This window comes from Kribbella antibiotica (genome assembly GCF_004349055.1).
Classification (GTDB): Bacteria; Actinomycetota; Actinomycetes; order Propionibacteriales; family Kribbellaceae; genus Kribbella; species Kribbella antibiotica.
Map to the genome: position 1 here is coordinate 1 of NZ_SMKX01000214.1, position 12,584 is coordinate 12,584.

14 protein-coding genes are annotated in these 12,584 nt (G+C 66.7%); 9 read left to right on the plus strand and 5 right to left on the minus strand.

Translation table 11 applies throughout. The features are described from left to right. Window positions 1–29: 29 nt before the first annotated feature. Complete coding sequence (locus E1263_RS39295) at window positions 30–833, plus strand: TrmH family RNA methyltransferase (protein WP_132177021.1); 804 nt, start codon at window positions 30–32, stop codon at window positions 831–833. Here E1263_RS39295 and E1263_RS39300 read toward each other — a convergent pair. After that, window positions 812–1,669, minus strand: a complete 858-nt coding sequence (locus E1263_RS39300; protein ID WP_132177023.1) for an SCO6745 family protein — start codon at window positions 1,667–1,669, stop codon at window positions 812–814. The two genes, E1263_RS39295 and E1263_RS39300, sit on opposite strands and share 22 nt — an antisense overlap. A gap of 176 nt (window positions 1,670–1,845) precedes the next feature. Here E1263_RS39300 and E1263_RS39305 point away from each other — a divergent pair, with 176 nt between their 5' ends. Genes E1263_RS39305 through E1263_RS39320 form a run of 4 tightly spaced genes read left to right on the plus strand, consistent with a single transcriptional unit; the run spans window position 1,846 to window position 6,311 of the window. Beyond that, window positions 1,846–3,252: an aldehyde dehydrogenase family protein gene (locus E1263_RS39305; RefSeq protein WP_202869273.1), complete on the plus strand. Its 1,407-nt coding sequence runs from the start codon at window positions 1,846–1,848 to the stop codon at window positions 3,250–3,252. Between the two features lie 23 nt (window positions 3,253–3,275). Continuing rightward, window positions 3,276–4,583, plus strand: a complete 1,308-nt coding sequence (locus E1263_RS39310; RefSeq protein ID WP_132177027.1) for an ABC transporter substrate-binding protein — start codon at window positions 3,276–3,278, stop codon at window positions 4,581–4,583. A gap of 1 nt (window position 4,584) precedes the next feature. Then, window positions 4,585–5,472 (plus strand): carbohydrate ABC transporter permease, encoded by an 888-nt coding sequence (locus E1263_RS39315; RefSeq protein WP_132177028.1) that lies wholly within the window; start codon window positions 4,585–4,587, stop codon window positions 5,470–5,472. Then, window positions 5,469–6,311, plus strand: coding sequence for a carbohydrate ABC transporter permease (locus E1263_RS39320; protein ID WP_132177030.1), 843 nt, complete (start codon window positions 5,469–5,471; stop codon window positions 6,309–6,311). Before E1263_RS39315 ends, E1263_RS39320 begins: the two co-directional genes overlap by 4 nt. Here the strand turns inward: E1263_RS39320 and E1263_RS39325 are convergent. After that, window positions 6,301–7,068 carry a helix-turn-helix domain-containing protein gene (locus E1263_RS39325; protein ID WP_202869274.1) on the minus strand — a complete coding sequence of 256 codons (768 nt, stop codon included), beginning with the start codon at window positions 7,066–7,068 and terminating at the stop codon, window positions 6,301–6,303. The two genes, E1263_RS39320 and E1263_RS39325, sit on opposite strands and share 11 nt — an antisense overlap. An 82-nt stretch (window positions 7,069–7,150) precedes the next feature. On the opposite strand from E1263_RS39325, the gene E1263_RS39330 reads away from it, so the two are divergent. Beyond that, entirely contained in the window at window positions 7,151–7,528 is a 378-nt protein-coding gene (locus tag E1263_RS39330; RefSeq protein ID WP_132177032.1) for a nuclear transport factor 2 family protein, read from the plus strand. Here E1263_RS39330 and E1263_RS39335 read toward each other — a convergent pair. Then, window positions 7,525–8,568, minus strand: coding sequence for a LacI family DNA-binding transcriptional regulator (locus tag E1263_RS39335; RefSeq protein ID WP_132177034.1), 1,044 nt, complete (start codon window positions 8,566–8,568; stop codon window positions 7,525–7,527). The two genes, E1263_RS39330 and E1263_RS39335, sit on opposite strands and share 4 nt — an antisense overlap. Before the next feature lie 2 nt (window positions 8,569–8,570). On the opposite strand from E1263_RS39335, the gene E1263_RS39340 reads away from it, so the two are divergent. Together E1263_RS39340 and E1263_RS39345 are read left to right on the plus strand one after the other, a co-directional pair. Beyond that, window positions 8,571–9,119 carry a GNAT family N-acetyltransferase gene (locus tag E1263_RS39340; RefSeq protein ID WP_238161981.1) on the plus strand — a complete coding sequence of 183 codons (549 nt, stop codon included), beginning with the start codon at window positions 8,571–8,573 and terminating at the stop codon, window positions 9,117–9,119. 7 nt (window positions 9,120–9,126) lie between these two features. Continuing rightward, the gene (locus E1263_RS39345; RefSeq protein ID WP_132177036.1) at window positions 9,127–9,678 is read left to right on the plus strand and encodes a phosphotransferase-like protein; all 552 of its coding nucleotides are present in this window, start codon (window positions 9,127–9,129) and stop codon (window positions 9,676–9,678) included. 1 nt (window position 9,679) lies between these two features. Here the strand turns inward: E1263_RS39345 and def are convergent, their stop codons facing one another. Further along, window positions 9,680–10,279: a peptide deformylase gene (gene def, locus E1263_RS39350; protein WP_132177038.1), complete on the minus strand. Its 600-nt coding sequence runs from the start codon at window positions 10,277–10,279 to the stop codon at window positions 9,680–9,682. Between the two features lie 75 nt (window positions 10,280–10,354). After that, entirely contained in the window at window positions 10,355–11,170 is an 816-nt protein-coding gene (locus tag E1263_RS39355; RefSeq protein ID WP_132177040.1) for an LLM class F420-dependent oxidoreductase, read from the minus strand. 54 nt (window positions 11,171–11,224) lie between these two features. On the opposite strand from E1263_RS39355, the gene E1263_RS39360 reads away from it, so the two are divergent. Continuing rightward, on the plus strand, window positions 11,225–12,584 hold a 1,360-nt coding region (locus E1263_RS39360; protein ID WP_132177042.1), incomplete at its 3' end, for an AAA family ATPase.

Here is a 12,584-nt window from a genome sequence, read left to right on the forward strand (position 1 = left end):
GGTGGTGAGATGGGTGGGTGACTGGGCGGATGGTTGAGGTTACTGATGCTGCGGATCCGCGGTTGGCGGATTATGTGCAGTTGCGGGAGGTGACGCTTCGGCGGTTGCTGGAGGAGGAGCACGGGCTGTTCATTGCCGAGGGCGACAAGGTGATTCGGCGGGCGGCTGAGGGTGGGTTCGAGCCGCGGTCGTTTCTGCTGGCGCCGCGGTGGCTGGATTCGCTGGAGGACGTGCTCGCGAAATGGCCCGAAACTCCCGTGTATGTGGTGTCGGAGGAGTTGGCCGAGCAGGTCACCGGGTTCCACGTGCACCGGGGCGCGCTAGCGTCGTACCGGCGGACGGCGGCGGCTCCGCTGGCGCAACTGCTGACCCCAGCCGTACGGCGGATTGCGATCTTCGACGACATTGTCGATCACACGAACGTGGGAGCCGGGTTCCGCGCGGCGGCTGCGATGGGGGTCGACCTGGTGCTGGTGACGCCGACCTGTGCGGATCCGCTGTATCGCCGGTCGATCAAGGTGTCGATGGGGACGGTGTTCCAGGTGCCGTGGACTCGGCTCGGCGAGTGGCCGGAAGCGCTCAAAACACTGCGGGAGCAAGGGTTCGTGTCGGCCGCGCTGGCGCTCACCGACGAGTCCATCACGCTGGATGAGTTGGCCGCCCGCCAGGACGAGCGGCTCGCGCTGATCTTCGGGACCGAGGGGCACGGCCTGAAACCGCATGTGCTCCAGCAGGCTGACCTGACAGTGAAGATCCCGATGGCCGGGGGAGTGGACTCGCTGAATGTCGCCAGCTCGGCGGCCGTCACGTTCTACGCGACGAGGGCGTCGTAGCCGACAGTTTCGATCCGGGCCGCCAGCGGCTTCAGGTCGGCGATGAACTGGTCGAGTTCGTCGGCGGTCAGGCTCGCATAGGCAGGCGCGGCTGCGAGGTCGGTCTGCTCCTCGATGCGGTCCTTGAGCTCCCGGCCGAGCGCGGTGAAGCGATCGTCGGCGCCAACCAGACCACGCTCGCGTAGTCCGGCGACGACCGCCTCCAGCTGGGCATCGGTCAGCGGGTCAAGCCGCCCGTAGGCGCGCGGCGTCATTCCGCCGTCGAGGGCCGCGAAGACGTGCGCCTCCTGACCGTTGATGCCAGCGGCAACCAGTGCGGCGTTGTGACCGTCACCGCGGTGCTCACGCAACAGCGTGGCCGCGTGCCAGAGCCGAGCGAGCGGTTCAGTCGGTACGGCGATCGTCCGCAGACCGGCGTACAGGGGGCGGCCCTCGAGCGGCGCATCGAACGCCAGCCGGAGCGCAAGGTCGGCGGCACGGGCAATGGCGGGGGAGTCGGCCAGCGAACCGAGGATGCCGCGGAGCGCCTTCACGCTGCCGGCCTCCCGCGCCGCGAGCGCTTCCGCCGGGGTCGCGACGTCCCACACCCCGGTGTAGAACTCTTCGGCCATACCCGGCGCGAAGTTGAAGAAGATCGCGTCCACGACCGCGGCCGGGACCTGGCCCAGCGGTGCGGCCCGCCCGGCGAAGTAGAGCGGCCAGTACTGGCCGTCGTCGAAGCCGATGGCCGCCATCGCCTCGTTCGGCGCGTCGCACATGTAGGTGACCAGGTGGAGCGGCTCCAGCAGTTCGCGACCCAGGTAGCGGGCGAGCGTCGTGGTGGCGGTGCTGGTCATCGTGACCTCCGGTGTTGGGTCGGATCCGGCCTGTTGCCGGTCCCTCACCCTGGCTACGAAATGCCGCGGTCCACTTCGACGCGGACCCGGGAAGTTCTCGGAGATCCACTCTTGACCATGGCCTGGGAATGCGTAATCCTGCGAGGAAAGCGCATTCCCCAAGAAGTGAGGCCCGCATGGAGTACGAGGCACAGGTCTGGATCGATGGCTGGGCGGAACGCCCGGCGTCGGACTGGTCACCGGTCCTGGACAAAGCAGCCGGTACGGCGTTCGCTCGCTACGGCAGCGCATCGGCCGAACAGGTGGACCGGGCCGTTCGCAGCGCCCGGCGGGCTCAGCCGGGCTGGGCCGAGGTGGACGCGAACGCCAAGTGCGAAATCCTCCGGGCCTTCGCCCGCGAGCTGGAGAACCGGCGCGACGAGCTGCTCACGCTGATCATCCGCGAAACGGGCGGCACGAAGGAGAAGGCCGAGGAGGAGCTCGGCCAGTCGATCAACCAGTTGCTGAACTCGGCCACTCAGCTGACCGAGAACGCGGGCGCGATTCTGCCGCCGTACAAGAACGGCAAGATCTCGCTCTCCCGGGCGGTCCCGCTCGGCGTGATCGGGCTGATCGTGCCGTGGAACTACCCGATGAGTCTCGCGATGCGCGCGCTGGCTCCAGGCCTCGCGTACGGCAATGCCGTCGTACTGAAGCCGGCCGAGCTCACGCCGATCGCGGGCGGCCAGATCCTGGCCGAGGCGGCCAAGGCAGCCGGGGTGCCCGCGGGTGTGTTCAACGTGGTCCCGGGAGACGGTCCGGAAACCGGGAGAACGCTCTCTGAGCACCCCGATCTGGATCTCATCCACTTCACCGGCTCGTTCGAGGTCGGGCAGCAGATCTCCTCGTTCGCGGGCAAGAACTTCCGCGCCGCGGCGACCGAGCTCGGCGGCGACAACGCGTTCGTCGTACTGGATGACGCGGACATCGACCAGGCGGCAAGCTGCGCACTGTGGACCTCGCTCTGGTACCAGGGCCAGACCTGCATCACCGCCGGCCGCCACATCGTTCTGCGCTCGGTCGCCGACGAGTTCACCGCGGCTGTAGTCGACCGTGTGGCGAAGCTGCGAGTCGGCGACCCGCTCCGAGATGAGGTCGACCTCGGCCCGATCATCACCGAGCAACAGCTGAAGCGCTTTCACGAGGGTCTTGTCGAGCCGTCGCTCGCGGCCGGCGCCAAGCTCGCCACCGGCGGAACGTACGACGGCCTGTTCTACCAGCCGGCCGTACTGACTGGAGTGACGCCGGACATGCCCGTGTTCACCGAAGAGATCTTCGGCCCGGTCATGCCGATCACCGTCGTCGACTCCGAGGCGGAAGCGCTCGACCTGGTGAACCGTCATCGCACGTTGATGAATTCGGTCTTCACCAAGGACACGATGCGCGGCCTCGCCTTCGCCCAGAAGGTCAAGAGCAACGAGGTGCACGTGAACGACGGTTATGCCCGGCACGGCGGCGAAGGCCAGCTGGCCGGTTACACCCACCGGCAGTGGATCGGGATCCAGACCACGCCGACCGACTACCCAGCCTGGGCATCTAAGTGAGGCCAAGAGAAGTGAGCACAGCCATGTACGTACGCATTGGCGCCGGCGTCCTAGCAGCGGCGCTGGTCCTGACGGCCTGTTCGGGCAACGACACCAAGCCGACTGGCGGGTCCAGCTCCTCGACGAACGAGAAGATCGAGCTGAACTACGTCAACTGGGACGGCGGTATGGACAAGGTCGTCGATGACTGGAACAAGCTGAACCCGAACATCCAGGTCAAGCTGACCAAACCGTCCGGCACCGGCTACACGCTCTACAACAAGCTGATCACCAACAACAAGGCCGGGACGAATCCCGACATCACCGAGGTCGAGTACCAGGCGCTCCCCGCGCTGATCGCGAATCAGGTCGTCGTACCGATCGATGATTATGTGAAGGGTCTGGACACCAAGTACGACAAGGCGTCGCTGAGCCAGGTGCAGTTCGAGGGCAAGACCTACGGCGTGCCGCAGAACGTCTGCCCGATGGTGTTCTTCTACCGCAAGGACATCTTCGACAAGCTCGGTCTGAAGGCGCCCGCGACCTGGGCCGAGTATGCGACGACAGCGGCCGCGATCAAGAAGGCGGACCCGAAGAAGTTCATCGGGAACTTCACCGCTGCCGACCCGGGCTGGTTCGCCGGACTGGCACAGCAAGCCGGGGCCAACTGGTGGAAGGCCGACGGCGACACGTGGACCGTGAAGATCAACGACGACGCCAGCAAGAAGGTCGCGGATTTCTGGGACGACCTGATCAAGAAGGGCCTGGTCAGCCCGCAGCCGAACTGGTCGGCGCAGTGGAACACCGACATGAACAACGGCACGCTCATCGGTTGGGTCGGCGCGCAGTGGGGCCCGAACCAGCTGCCCTCGATCGCCAAGGACACCGCCGGTAAGTGGGCCGCCGCGCCGCTGCCCGCGTGGACCGCTGGTGACACCACCGTCGGCATCTGGGGCGGCGAGACCGAGGCTGTCACCGCGAACTCCAAGCACCCGGCGGAAGCGGCCAAGTTCGTCGAGTGGATGAACTCTTCCGAGGCAGGCATGGCGTCACTGATCAAGAACGTCCAGGCGTTCCCCGCGTCCCCGGCCGGGCAGCAGTTGCCCGAGCTGAAGTCGCCGCCGCCGTTCATGTCGAACCAGCCGGACTACAACACGCTGATGGCGACCGCCGCCAAGGGTGTGCGCACGTTCGACATCTGGGGCCCGAACGCCAACGTCACCTTCGACTCCTACTCGAACGCGTTCGGCGGTGCGTTGCAGAAGAAGACAGCGCTCTCCGGTGCTCTCGACGCCATGCAGGACGCCACGGTGAGCGACATGAAGAAGCTCGGCTTCCAGGTCGCCGGCTGAGATGAGCAGGCCCACAAGACAGTACGGCGGGTTCCTGCCCGCCGTACTGGTCACGCCGGCCGTCGTGCTCCTGGCGCTGTTCACGGTCGCCCCGGCGATCTATGCGGTCTTTCTCAGCTTCCGCCGGCTCAAGGTTGGTCGCGGCCTGCTCGGCGGCGGCAAACCCACCGAGGTCTGGACCGGCCTGGCCAACTACACGGCCGCGCTGAGTGATCACGAGTTCTGGGCCAGCCTCGGCCGGATGCTGCTGATCGCGGCATTCGGTGTCCCGGCAACCGTCGTACTGGCGACTGTGTTCGCACTGTGCCTGGACGCCAAGCGGGCAAGGCTAACTGGGTTCGCGCGGCTCGCGATCTTTCTCCCGTACGCCGTTCCTGGCGTCGTCGCGAGCCTGTTGTGGGGGTTCATGTACCTCCCGGCGACCAGCCCGATCGGTGGCGGCGTGATCGACTACTTCGGCACCAAGGGCATCTTCTTCAGCGTCGCGAATGTCGCGGTCTGGGGTGTCGTCGGGTTCAACATGGTCATCCTCTACACGACTGTGCGGAGTCTGCCGCGAGAGTTGTTCGAGGCGGCCGAGCTCGATGGCGCCTCCGAATTCCAGATCGCGGTCCGGGTGAAGCTGCCGCTGATGGCACCCGCGGTCGCGATGGTCGCGCTGTTCTCGGTGATCGGTGCGCTGCAACTGTTCAACGAACCAACCACCCTGAAACCGCTGGCGAACGCGATCTCGTCCACGTGGGTCCCGCTGATGCGCGCCTACACGGACGCCTTCGTCGACAACAGCATCTACGAAGGCGCAGCGACGTCGTTCCTGCTGATCTTGATGACGGTCGCCGCGACCGTTGTGGTCTCGGCGGTCGGCCGCCGGATCGGAAGGGCGCGATGAGACAACAACGCACCCGCTGGGTGCCCACGCTGATCCTGCTGATCGGCGCCTTGTACTGCGTCCTTCCGGTGCTGTGGATCGTGATTGCCTCGACCAAGACCAACGACGAGTTGTTCTCGACCGCGCCGTTCGTCCCGGTCTTCAACGGTGGTTTCTGGTCGAACCTAGATGCCCTGTTCAGCTACAACCACGGCATCTTCGGCCGCTGGGTGCTGAACTCGGTGATCTACGCGGTCGGCGGCGGATTGTTGTCCACGGCAATCGCCGGGGCGGCCGGGTATGCGCTGGGCAAGTACCGGTTCACCGGCAGCGTCGTACTGTTCCGGACGATCGTGGCTGCTGTTCTGCTACCGCAGATCCTGCTCGCCGTTCCGCAGTTCTTGTTACTGGCAAAGGTCGGCATGACCAACAACTACGCCGCGGTGTTGCTGCCACAGCTGGTCAGTCCGTTCGCGATCTACCTGTGCAAGATCTACGCCGAGGCCTCGGTCCCGGACGAGATCATGGAGGCGGCCCGGATCGACGGCGGCAGCGAGTGGCGGATCTTCCGCCTCGTCGGTGCACCGCTGATGCTGCCGGCACTGGTGACCGTGTTCCTGCTGCAGTTCATCGGGATCTGGAACAACTTCCTGCTCCCGTTCGTGATGATCAACGACGACCACCTGTACCCGCTCACCCTCGGGCTCTACGGGCTGATGATCATCACCGGTGGCCAGGCCGCGCAGTACTCGATCGTGATCGCCGGTGTGCTGGTCTCGATCGTGCCGCTCGCGATCCTGTTCCTGAGTTTGCAGCGCTACTGGAAACTCGACCTGATCAGCGGCGGCGTCAAGCTCTAGTTCGCTCGAAGTATGCCGCGGTGGCCTCGTCGGCCGGGTAGTAGGACTCGACGGCGAGGTCGTCGAGGGTCAGGTCGAGGGGAGTGCCGAAGGTCGTGATCGTCGAGAACATCCGCAGTTCGGCGTCGTCGACGCGGATGACCATCGGGATCACGACCTCGGCTTCGACCACCTCGCCGGTCTCGTCCGATGCCAGGAGCTCCTCGTAGAGCGCGGTGAGCCGGGCATTCGGGGCCACCGCCAGTTGCCGCCGTACCCGCGAGCGGAACACGTTCCGGGTGTTGCCGAGGTTGACGACGAGAGGTGCGAGGCCGCGCGGATCCAGGCCGAGCCGGAGCAGGTTCATCGGTGGCTCAAGCAGTTCCGGGGCAACGCCGGTGAGAAACGGATCGAACGCCCGGTTGGTCATCACGATGTCCCAGTGGCGGTCGAAGGCGAGCGCCGGATAGGGCTCGTGGGCCCGCAGCACTCGGTCGACGGCGGCTCGCGCCATCGACAGCGCCGTACTGTCGAGGGGACGTTCGGCGTACCGGGGTGCGAAGCCGGCCGCGAGCAGGAGGGCGTTGCGCTCCCGCAGCGGTACGTCGAGTTGCTCCGCGAGCCGCAGCACCATCTCGGCACTCGGCTGGGACTTGCCGGTCTCGACCAGACTGACATGCCGGGCCGAGACATCGGCCGCGATCGCGAGGTCGAGCTGGCTGAGCTGCCGCCGGTGCCGCCACTGCCGCAGGAGTTCGCCGATCGTTGCCATGGTCATCGAGCCTACTCAACCTGAGCTGGTTGTCGATGAAATGCGACTTCATCGACAGCCGCAGCACGCCGCCGCGACACTGCTGCTCATGACAATTGAGAACGAGCAACTTGTCCAGAAAGCGTTGGGTCAGCTCATCGGGGAAGGTGGCGTCAATGCCGTGGAGCCCTTGGTGAGCGAGGACTTCCGGCATCATCGGCCCGACGGCCTCGTCCGCACCAAGAGCGAGTGGCTGGCCGATGTCGGCAAGGCCCTGATACCGCTCGCGGGGATGCAGGTCGAGATCGTGCACCTGCTGTCCGGCGGTGACCACGTCGTCGTCCACACCCGCCGGCAGCTTCCCGACGGCGGCCCGGCGATCGTGGTCGTCGATATCCTGCGGATCGCCGACGGGCAGATCGCCGAGGCGTGGGAACTCATCGAGCCGGTCGCCGAAGCGGAGGCCCACCTGAGCTGGTGGAGCTAGGACAATAACGGCGGTGTGCTGGCGCGGATGACCGGGTACGCAGGCACTGTGCGCCGGGTCAGCTGCTCGGTGGTGGTGGCGCGGTAGACGGCCTCCTGCGCGACGGCGTTCAGAGCGACATGCACGGTGGTCAGCTTCGGTACGACGTCGCGCAGGGTGCTGATGTCGTCGAAGCCGGCCACGCCGACGTCCTCGGGAACGCGCAGGCCCCGCTCGCGGAGCCCGGCCAGCGCGCCGAGCGCCATGTCGTCGGTCACCGCGAACACCAGATCGAGCTTGCGCACCTCGGCATCGCTCAGCCCGAGGATGTACTCGCGGGCGCCGACCCAGCTGAACTCGCCCTCGTGGATGCGCGTGGTGGTGACGCCGGACTCGGTCATCCCGGCGACGAACCCCTCGACCCGCTGCCGCATGGAGAGCAAAGCGATGTCGCTGCCGAGTGCCAAGCAGTTCCGGTAACCGAGCCCGGCGAGCTCGCGGGCCAACTGGCGCGCGCCCTCGTGATTATCGAAATCGACGGTCTCGAAAGGGAGATCGGACCGGCTGATGAGCACGACTCGGCCGCCGGTCTCCTCATAGCGCTGCAGCTCGTCGATCAACGCGTGCTCGGACGGCGGAGCGACGTACCCGGTGCCGGCCAGGATGATCGCGCGCGGCTGCTGACCGCGCAGCTCGCGGACGAGGTCCAGCTCGCGCTCGGGCTGCCGCTCGGTGACCGCGATCGACACGTGCAGCCCGATCGCCTCGGCCTGCTTCATGATCTCGGCGGCCATCGCGGAGAAGTACGGGTCGGAGATCAGGCTGATCACCAGCGCGATCGTGCGCGAAGTCCCGCGGGCCATTGCCTGAGCGGGCAGATTCGGGGTGTATCCGAGCTCCTGGGCCGCGCTCAGCACCCGCTCGCGGTAGCTTGGAGCGACTCGGCGGGCGCTGCCGTTGAGCACCCGGGAGGCAGTCGGCTGGGAGACTCCGGCAGCCCGCGCCACATCGTCGAGTGTGACTGGGCGTCGTGGCGCAGCAGATTCCCCCGGACCGTTCATCGTTGCAGTTTATCGACAGGGGGAGACGGATGCGTACGACTGAACGCCTGATCCTGCGTCCGTTTCAGGACATCGACCGGGAATCCTGGGCCGCGCTGAACAGCGATCCGGACGTGATGCGCTACATCGGGGGACCGATGACCCGCGAAGCGGCCGACCGCGAGGCCGCTGGGATCAACCAGCAATGGGAGTCGGAGCGGTTCGGATTCCTGGCCGTTGAACGCGCTGTGGATGGCGTTTTCCTAGGCGCAGCAGGGCTTTCGCGCGAGCCCTGGTATCCCGACACATTGGAGGTGGGCTGGCGGTTGGCTCGGGAGTATTGGGGTCACGGCTATGCCACCGAGGCTGCGGCGCACTGGCTTGCCTACGGCTTCACCGAGCTCAAGCTGCCGAAAATCAACTCGGTCACCGACACGCCGAACGAGCGCAGTATCGCCGTGATGCGTCGCCTCGGGATGACGTTCGACCACACCGCCGACCTCGATTTCGACGGTGAGTCGTTCAACGCGACGATTTATTCGATGACGGCCGCGGGCTTCCGCATGATCTGATGCCACCATGCCCAAGGTCGTGCTCGTCACCGGATTACAAGCGTCAGGCAAGTCCACGGTCGCGCCGCTCCTGGCGGCTCGCCTCGGACCGCCGGCAGCGACACTCGACGGCGACATCTTCTTCAACGGAGTGGTCGCCGGAGCCGAGGTGATGACCCCGGACGCGTCGCCGGAGGCGGTCCGGCAGCTGGAACTCCGGTACGACGCGAGCGCCCTGGTGGCGCAGCATTACGCCGACAACGGATTCGATTTCGTGGCCAGCGACATCGTGCTCGGCGAACATGTCGAGCGCTGGCTCAGCAGGCTCAAGGGCGTCGACACCTACCTCGTCGTACTGACGCCGTCGGTGGAGTCGATCGTCGAGCGCGAGATCGGGCGCGGCGGGAACAACTCCTACCGGGACTGGCAGGAGGGCGGTTCGCTGGCGGACGGCGTACGGGCTTTGCAGGCGGGTCTCGACGAGATCCCGCGCCGGGGCCTGTGGGTGGACACCACCGGTCAGACCCCGGAGCAGACGGTCGACGTCATCCTCGCGGACCTGGAACAAGCCCGCTGGTAGGTCAGGTGGCGGAGACTTCTTCGTCCTCGTGCTCGACCATCGGGGTGATCGGCCAGTCGTCGGGGTAGTCCTCGGCCAGCTCCTCGGCCTCGGCGTACAGGCGCTTACGGTACTTGCGGGACAGCCGGTCACCGAAGACCGTGCCCTGGGTGTGGTCGGTCTCGTGCTGGAAGCAGCGGGCCAGCAGACCGGTGCCCTCGTAGGAGACCGGCTCGCCGTGCTCGTCGACGCCGCTCACCGTGGCGAAGTCCGGGCGGACGCACTTGGTGAAGACGCCGGGCAGCGACAGGCAGCCCTCGTCACCCTCGTCGAGGCGGCGGTCCTTGCCCTCGGGCAGTTCGACGACCGGGTTGCAGACGACGCCTTCGTGCCGGACGCCGTCCTTGTCCGGGCAGTCGAAGATGAAGACCTGCAGATCGACCCCGACCTGATTGGCGGCCAGGCCGACGCCCTCGGCCGCATCCATCGTCGAGAACATGTCGGCGATCAGTGACTGCAGCTCGGGACCGAAGTCGGTCACCGGCTGGTTCACGTGGTGCATCACCTCGGTGCCCCAGCGAGTCATCGGGCGGACGGAACCACGCGCGTACTTCGAAACCATGGCAGAAATTCTATCCGGCGGACCGGGGCCGTTCCGACCGGGTGACGGAGATCCCCGCCACCCGGCCGGGCGGAATTACTTCGCGTTGACCTCGTCGCGCCACGCGACCCAGTCGCGGAGCAGACCGGTGTCGTAGTCCGGGCCGGTGGCCGAGACGGTGAACAACCGGGTGCCGACGTCGAGCAGGCCCTTGCCGACCTCGTCGGGCGACTTGTCGCCGACCGCGGTCGAGCGCTCGATCTCGCCCGGGTTGCGGCCGATCGTCTTGCAGTGCTCGTCAAGTACGGCGTGCTTGTGCGCGATCGTCTCCGCGTCACCGAAACCGTGCCAGATGTTGGCGTGCTGAGCGACCAGCTTGAGTGTCTTCTTCTCGCCGCCGCCACCGATCAGGACCGGGATGTCGCGGGTCGGCTTCGGGTTCAGCTTGGCCCAGCGCGCCTCGATCCGCGGCAGTGCCTGGCCCAGTGCGTCCAGGCGACCGCCCGCCGTACCGAACTCGTAGCCGTATTCGTCGTAGTCCCGCTCGAACCAGCCCGAGCCGATGCCCAGGATGAGCCGGCCGTTGCTGATGTGGTCGACGGTGCGGGCCATGTCGGCCAGCAGGTCGGCGTTGCGGTAGGAGTTGCAGGTGACCAGTGCGCCGATCTCGACCCGCTTGGTCGCCTCGGCCCACGCGGCCAGCATGGTCCAGCACTCGAAGTGCAGGCCGTCCGGCTCACCGGACAGCGGGTAGAAGTGATCCCAGTTGAAGGCGATGTCGATGCCGATCTCCTCGGCCTCGGCCACCGCGCGCCGGATATCGGCGTACTCCGCGTGCTGCGGCTGAATCTGGAAACCGATCCGGACGGGGAAGGCGCCGTACGGACGGTCGGTGGACTCGGAATCTGTCATGGTGGTGATCCTATCCGGCGTTTCGGAGGACCCTCCGGATCGGGTGGGGAAGAGATGGGAGATGTACGGATGCCGGACGAGATCGACGAGTTCGCCAGGCTGTTCAGCGGGTTTCTGGAGCGGATGCAGAACCATCGCCCGGAGGGCTTCAGCCGGACCGGGCTGCGGGACAAGCTGATGGAGCATCTCGGCGCCCAGCCCGAGCAGGTGCCGGTAGTGTCGTCGACCTTCGCGCCGTACGACCTGCCGAACGTGCAGCGTGCGATCGAGGCCTGGTTCGACTCCTTCGAGGTTGTCGGCCTGGCCGGTTCGGGTCGCGGCCACCACTCGCTCAGCGAAGTCCTCGAGATGGCCGTCTACGACCGCTTCGGGATCGGTGCCGTCGACTACGTCCGGGTCCCGATCGACCTCGACGAGGAGATGGACTGCGTCGCTTTCGGCTTCTACCTCGGTGTCCAGGGCAACGACCGGTACGCCGCTCTGTTGCGCGCCCCGAACCCGCAGTACGGGCGATCGACCGTGGATCTCGAGGTGCTCACCGTCGACAAGGCAGCGGGGGACCGGTTCCTGAAAGCCCTGCCCGACTTGATCCGCCAGCACAACGTCTTCCGCGGCAAGGTGGTCTCGTTCGAAGGTAGCGAGTTCGGCCAGGGCATCGGCCCGTTCCGCCTGCACCCGCGCGCCGACATCACCCGCGACGACGTCGTCATGCCCGAGGGTGTTCTGGAGCGCGTCGAGCGCGAAGTCATCGGCATCGCCGAACACCGCGAAACGATGCTCAAGGCCGGTCAGCACCTACGCCGAGGCGTCCTCCTCTACGGCCCGCCCGGCACCGGCAAGACCCACACCGTCCGCTACCTGCTGTCCCGGCTCCCCGACTTCACCGTCGTACTGCTGGCCGGGACGAGCATCCACTACATCTCCCAGGCCTGCTCGCTGGCCCGAATGCTCCAGCCGGCCCTGGTCGTCCTAGAGGACTGCGACCTCGTCGCCGAGTCCCGCGACTACTCCCACGGCGGCGAAAACCCCTTGCTGTTCCAGGTCCTCAACGAAATGGACGGCCTGGCCCAAGACGCCGACGTAGCCTTCCTCCTCACCACGAACCGCGCCGACCTCCTGGAACCAGCCCTCGCCCAACGCCCCGGCCGCGTAGACATGGCCGTAGAAGTCCCGCTCCCGGATGCCGACGGCCGAGCCCGCCTACTCCGCCTCTACGGCCCAGCGCTCGACCTTCCGGCTGCTGTAGTTGACGAGCTGGTCGCCCGCACCGAAGGCACCACCGCCTCCTTCATGAAGGAACTAGTCCGCCGCACAGTCCTCCTGGCCGCCCAAGCTGGCACCCCACCAACCCCCGACCACCTCCGAACCGCAGCCGACGAACTCCTCTCCTCCCGAGACGCCCTAACCCTGTCTC

Excerpts from the sequence above, each read along its gene's own strand:
- E1263_RS39335 (WP_132177034.1), bottom strand. The coding sequence starts at position 8,568 with ATGAACGGTCCGGGGGAATCTGCTGCGCCACGACGCCCAGTCACACTC.
- E1263_RS39315 (WP_132177028.1), top strand. The coding sequence starts at position 4,585 with ATGAGCAGGCCCACAAGACAGTACGGCGGGTTCCTGCCCGCCGTACTG.
- E1263_RS39355 (WP_132177040.1), bottom strand. The coding sequence starts at position 11,170 with ATGACAGATTCCGAGTCCACCGACCGTCCGTACGGCGCCTTCCCCGTC.
- E1263_RS39320 (WP_132177030.1), top strand. The coding sequence starts at position 5,469 with ATGAGACAACAACGCACCCGCTGGGTGCCCACGCTGATCCTGCTGATC.
- E1263_RS39325 (WP_202869274.1), bottom strand. The coding sequence starts at position 7,068 with ATGACCATGGCAACGATCGGCGAACTCCTGCGGCAGTGGCGGCACCGG.
- def (WP_132177038.1), bottom strand. The coding sequence starts at position 10,279 with ATGGTTTCGAAGTACGCGCGTGGTTCCGTCCGCCCGATGACTCGCTGG.
- E1263_RS39330 (WP_132177032.1), top strand. The coding sequence starts at position 7,151 with ATGACAATTGAGAACGAGCAACTTGTCCAGAAAGCGTTGGGTCAGCTC.
- E1263_RS39300 (WP_132177023.1), bottom strand. The coding sequence starts at position 1,669 with ATGACCAGCACCGCCACCACGACGCTCGCCCGCTACCTGGGTCGCGAA.
- E1263_RS39305 (WP_202869273.1), top strand. The coding sequence starts at position 1,846 with ATGGAGTACGAGGCACAGGTCTGGATCGATGGCTGGGCGGAACGCCCG.
- E1263_RS39310 (WP_132177027.1), top strand. The coding sequence starts at position 3,276 with ATGTACGTACGCATTGGCGCCGGCGTCCTAGCAGCGGCGCTGGTCCTG.
- E1263_RS39345 (WP_132177036.1), top strand. The coding sequence starts at position 9,127 with ATGCCCAAGGTCGTGCTCGTCACCGGATTACAAGCGTCAGGCAAGTCC.
- E1263_RS39295 (WP_132177021.1), top strand. The coding sequence starts at position 30 with ATGGTTGAGGTTACTGATGCTGCGGATCCGCGGTTGGCGGATTATGTG.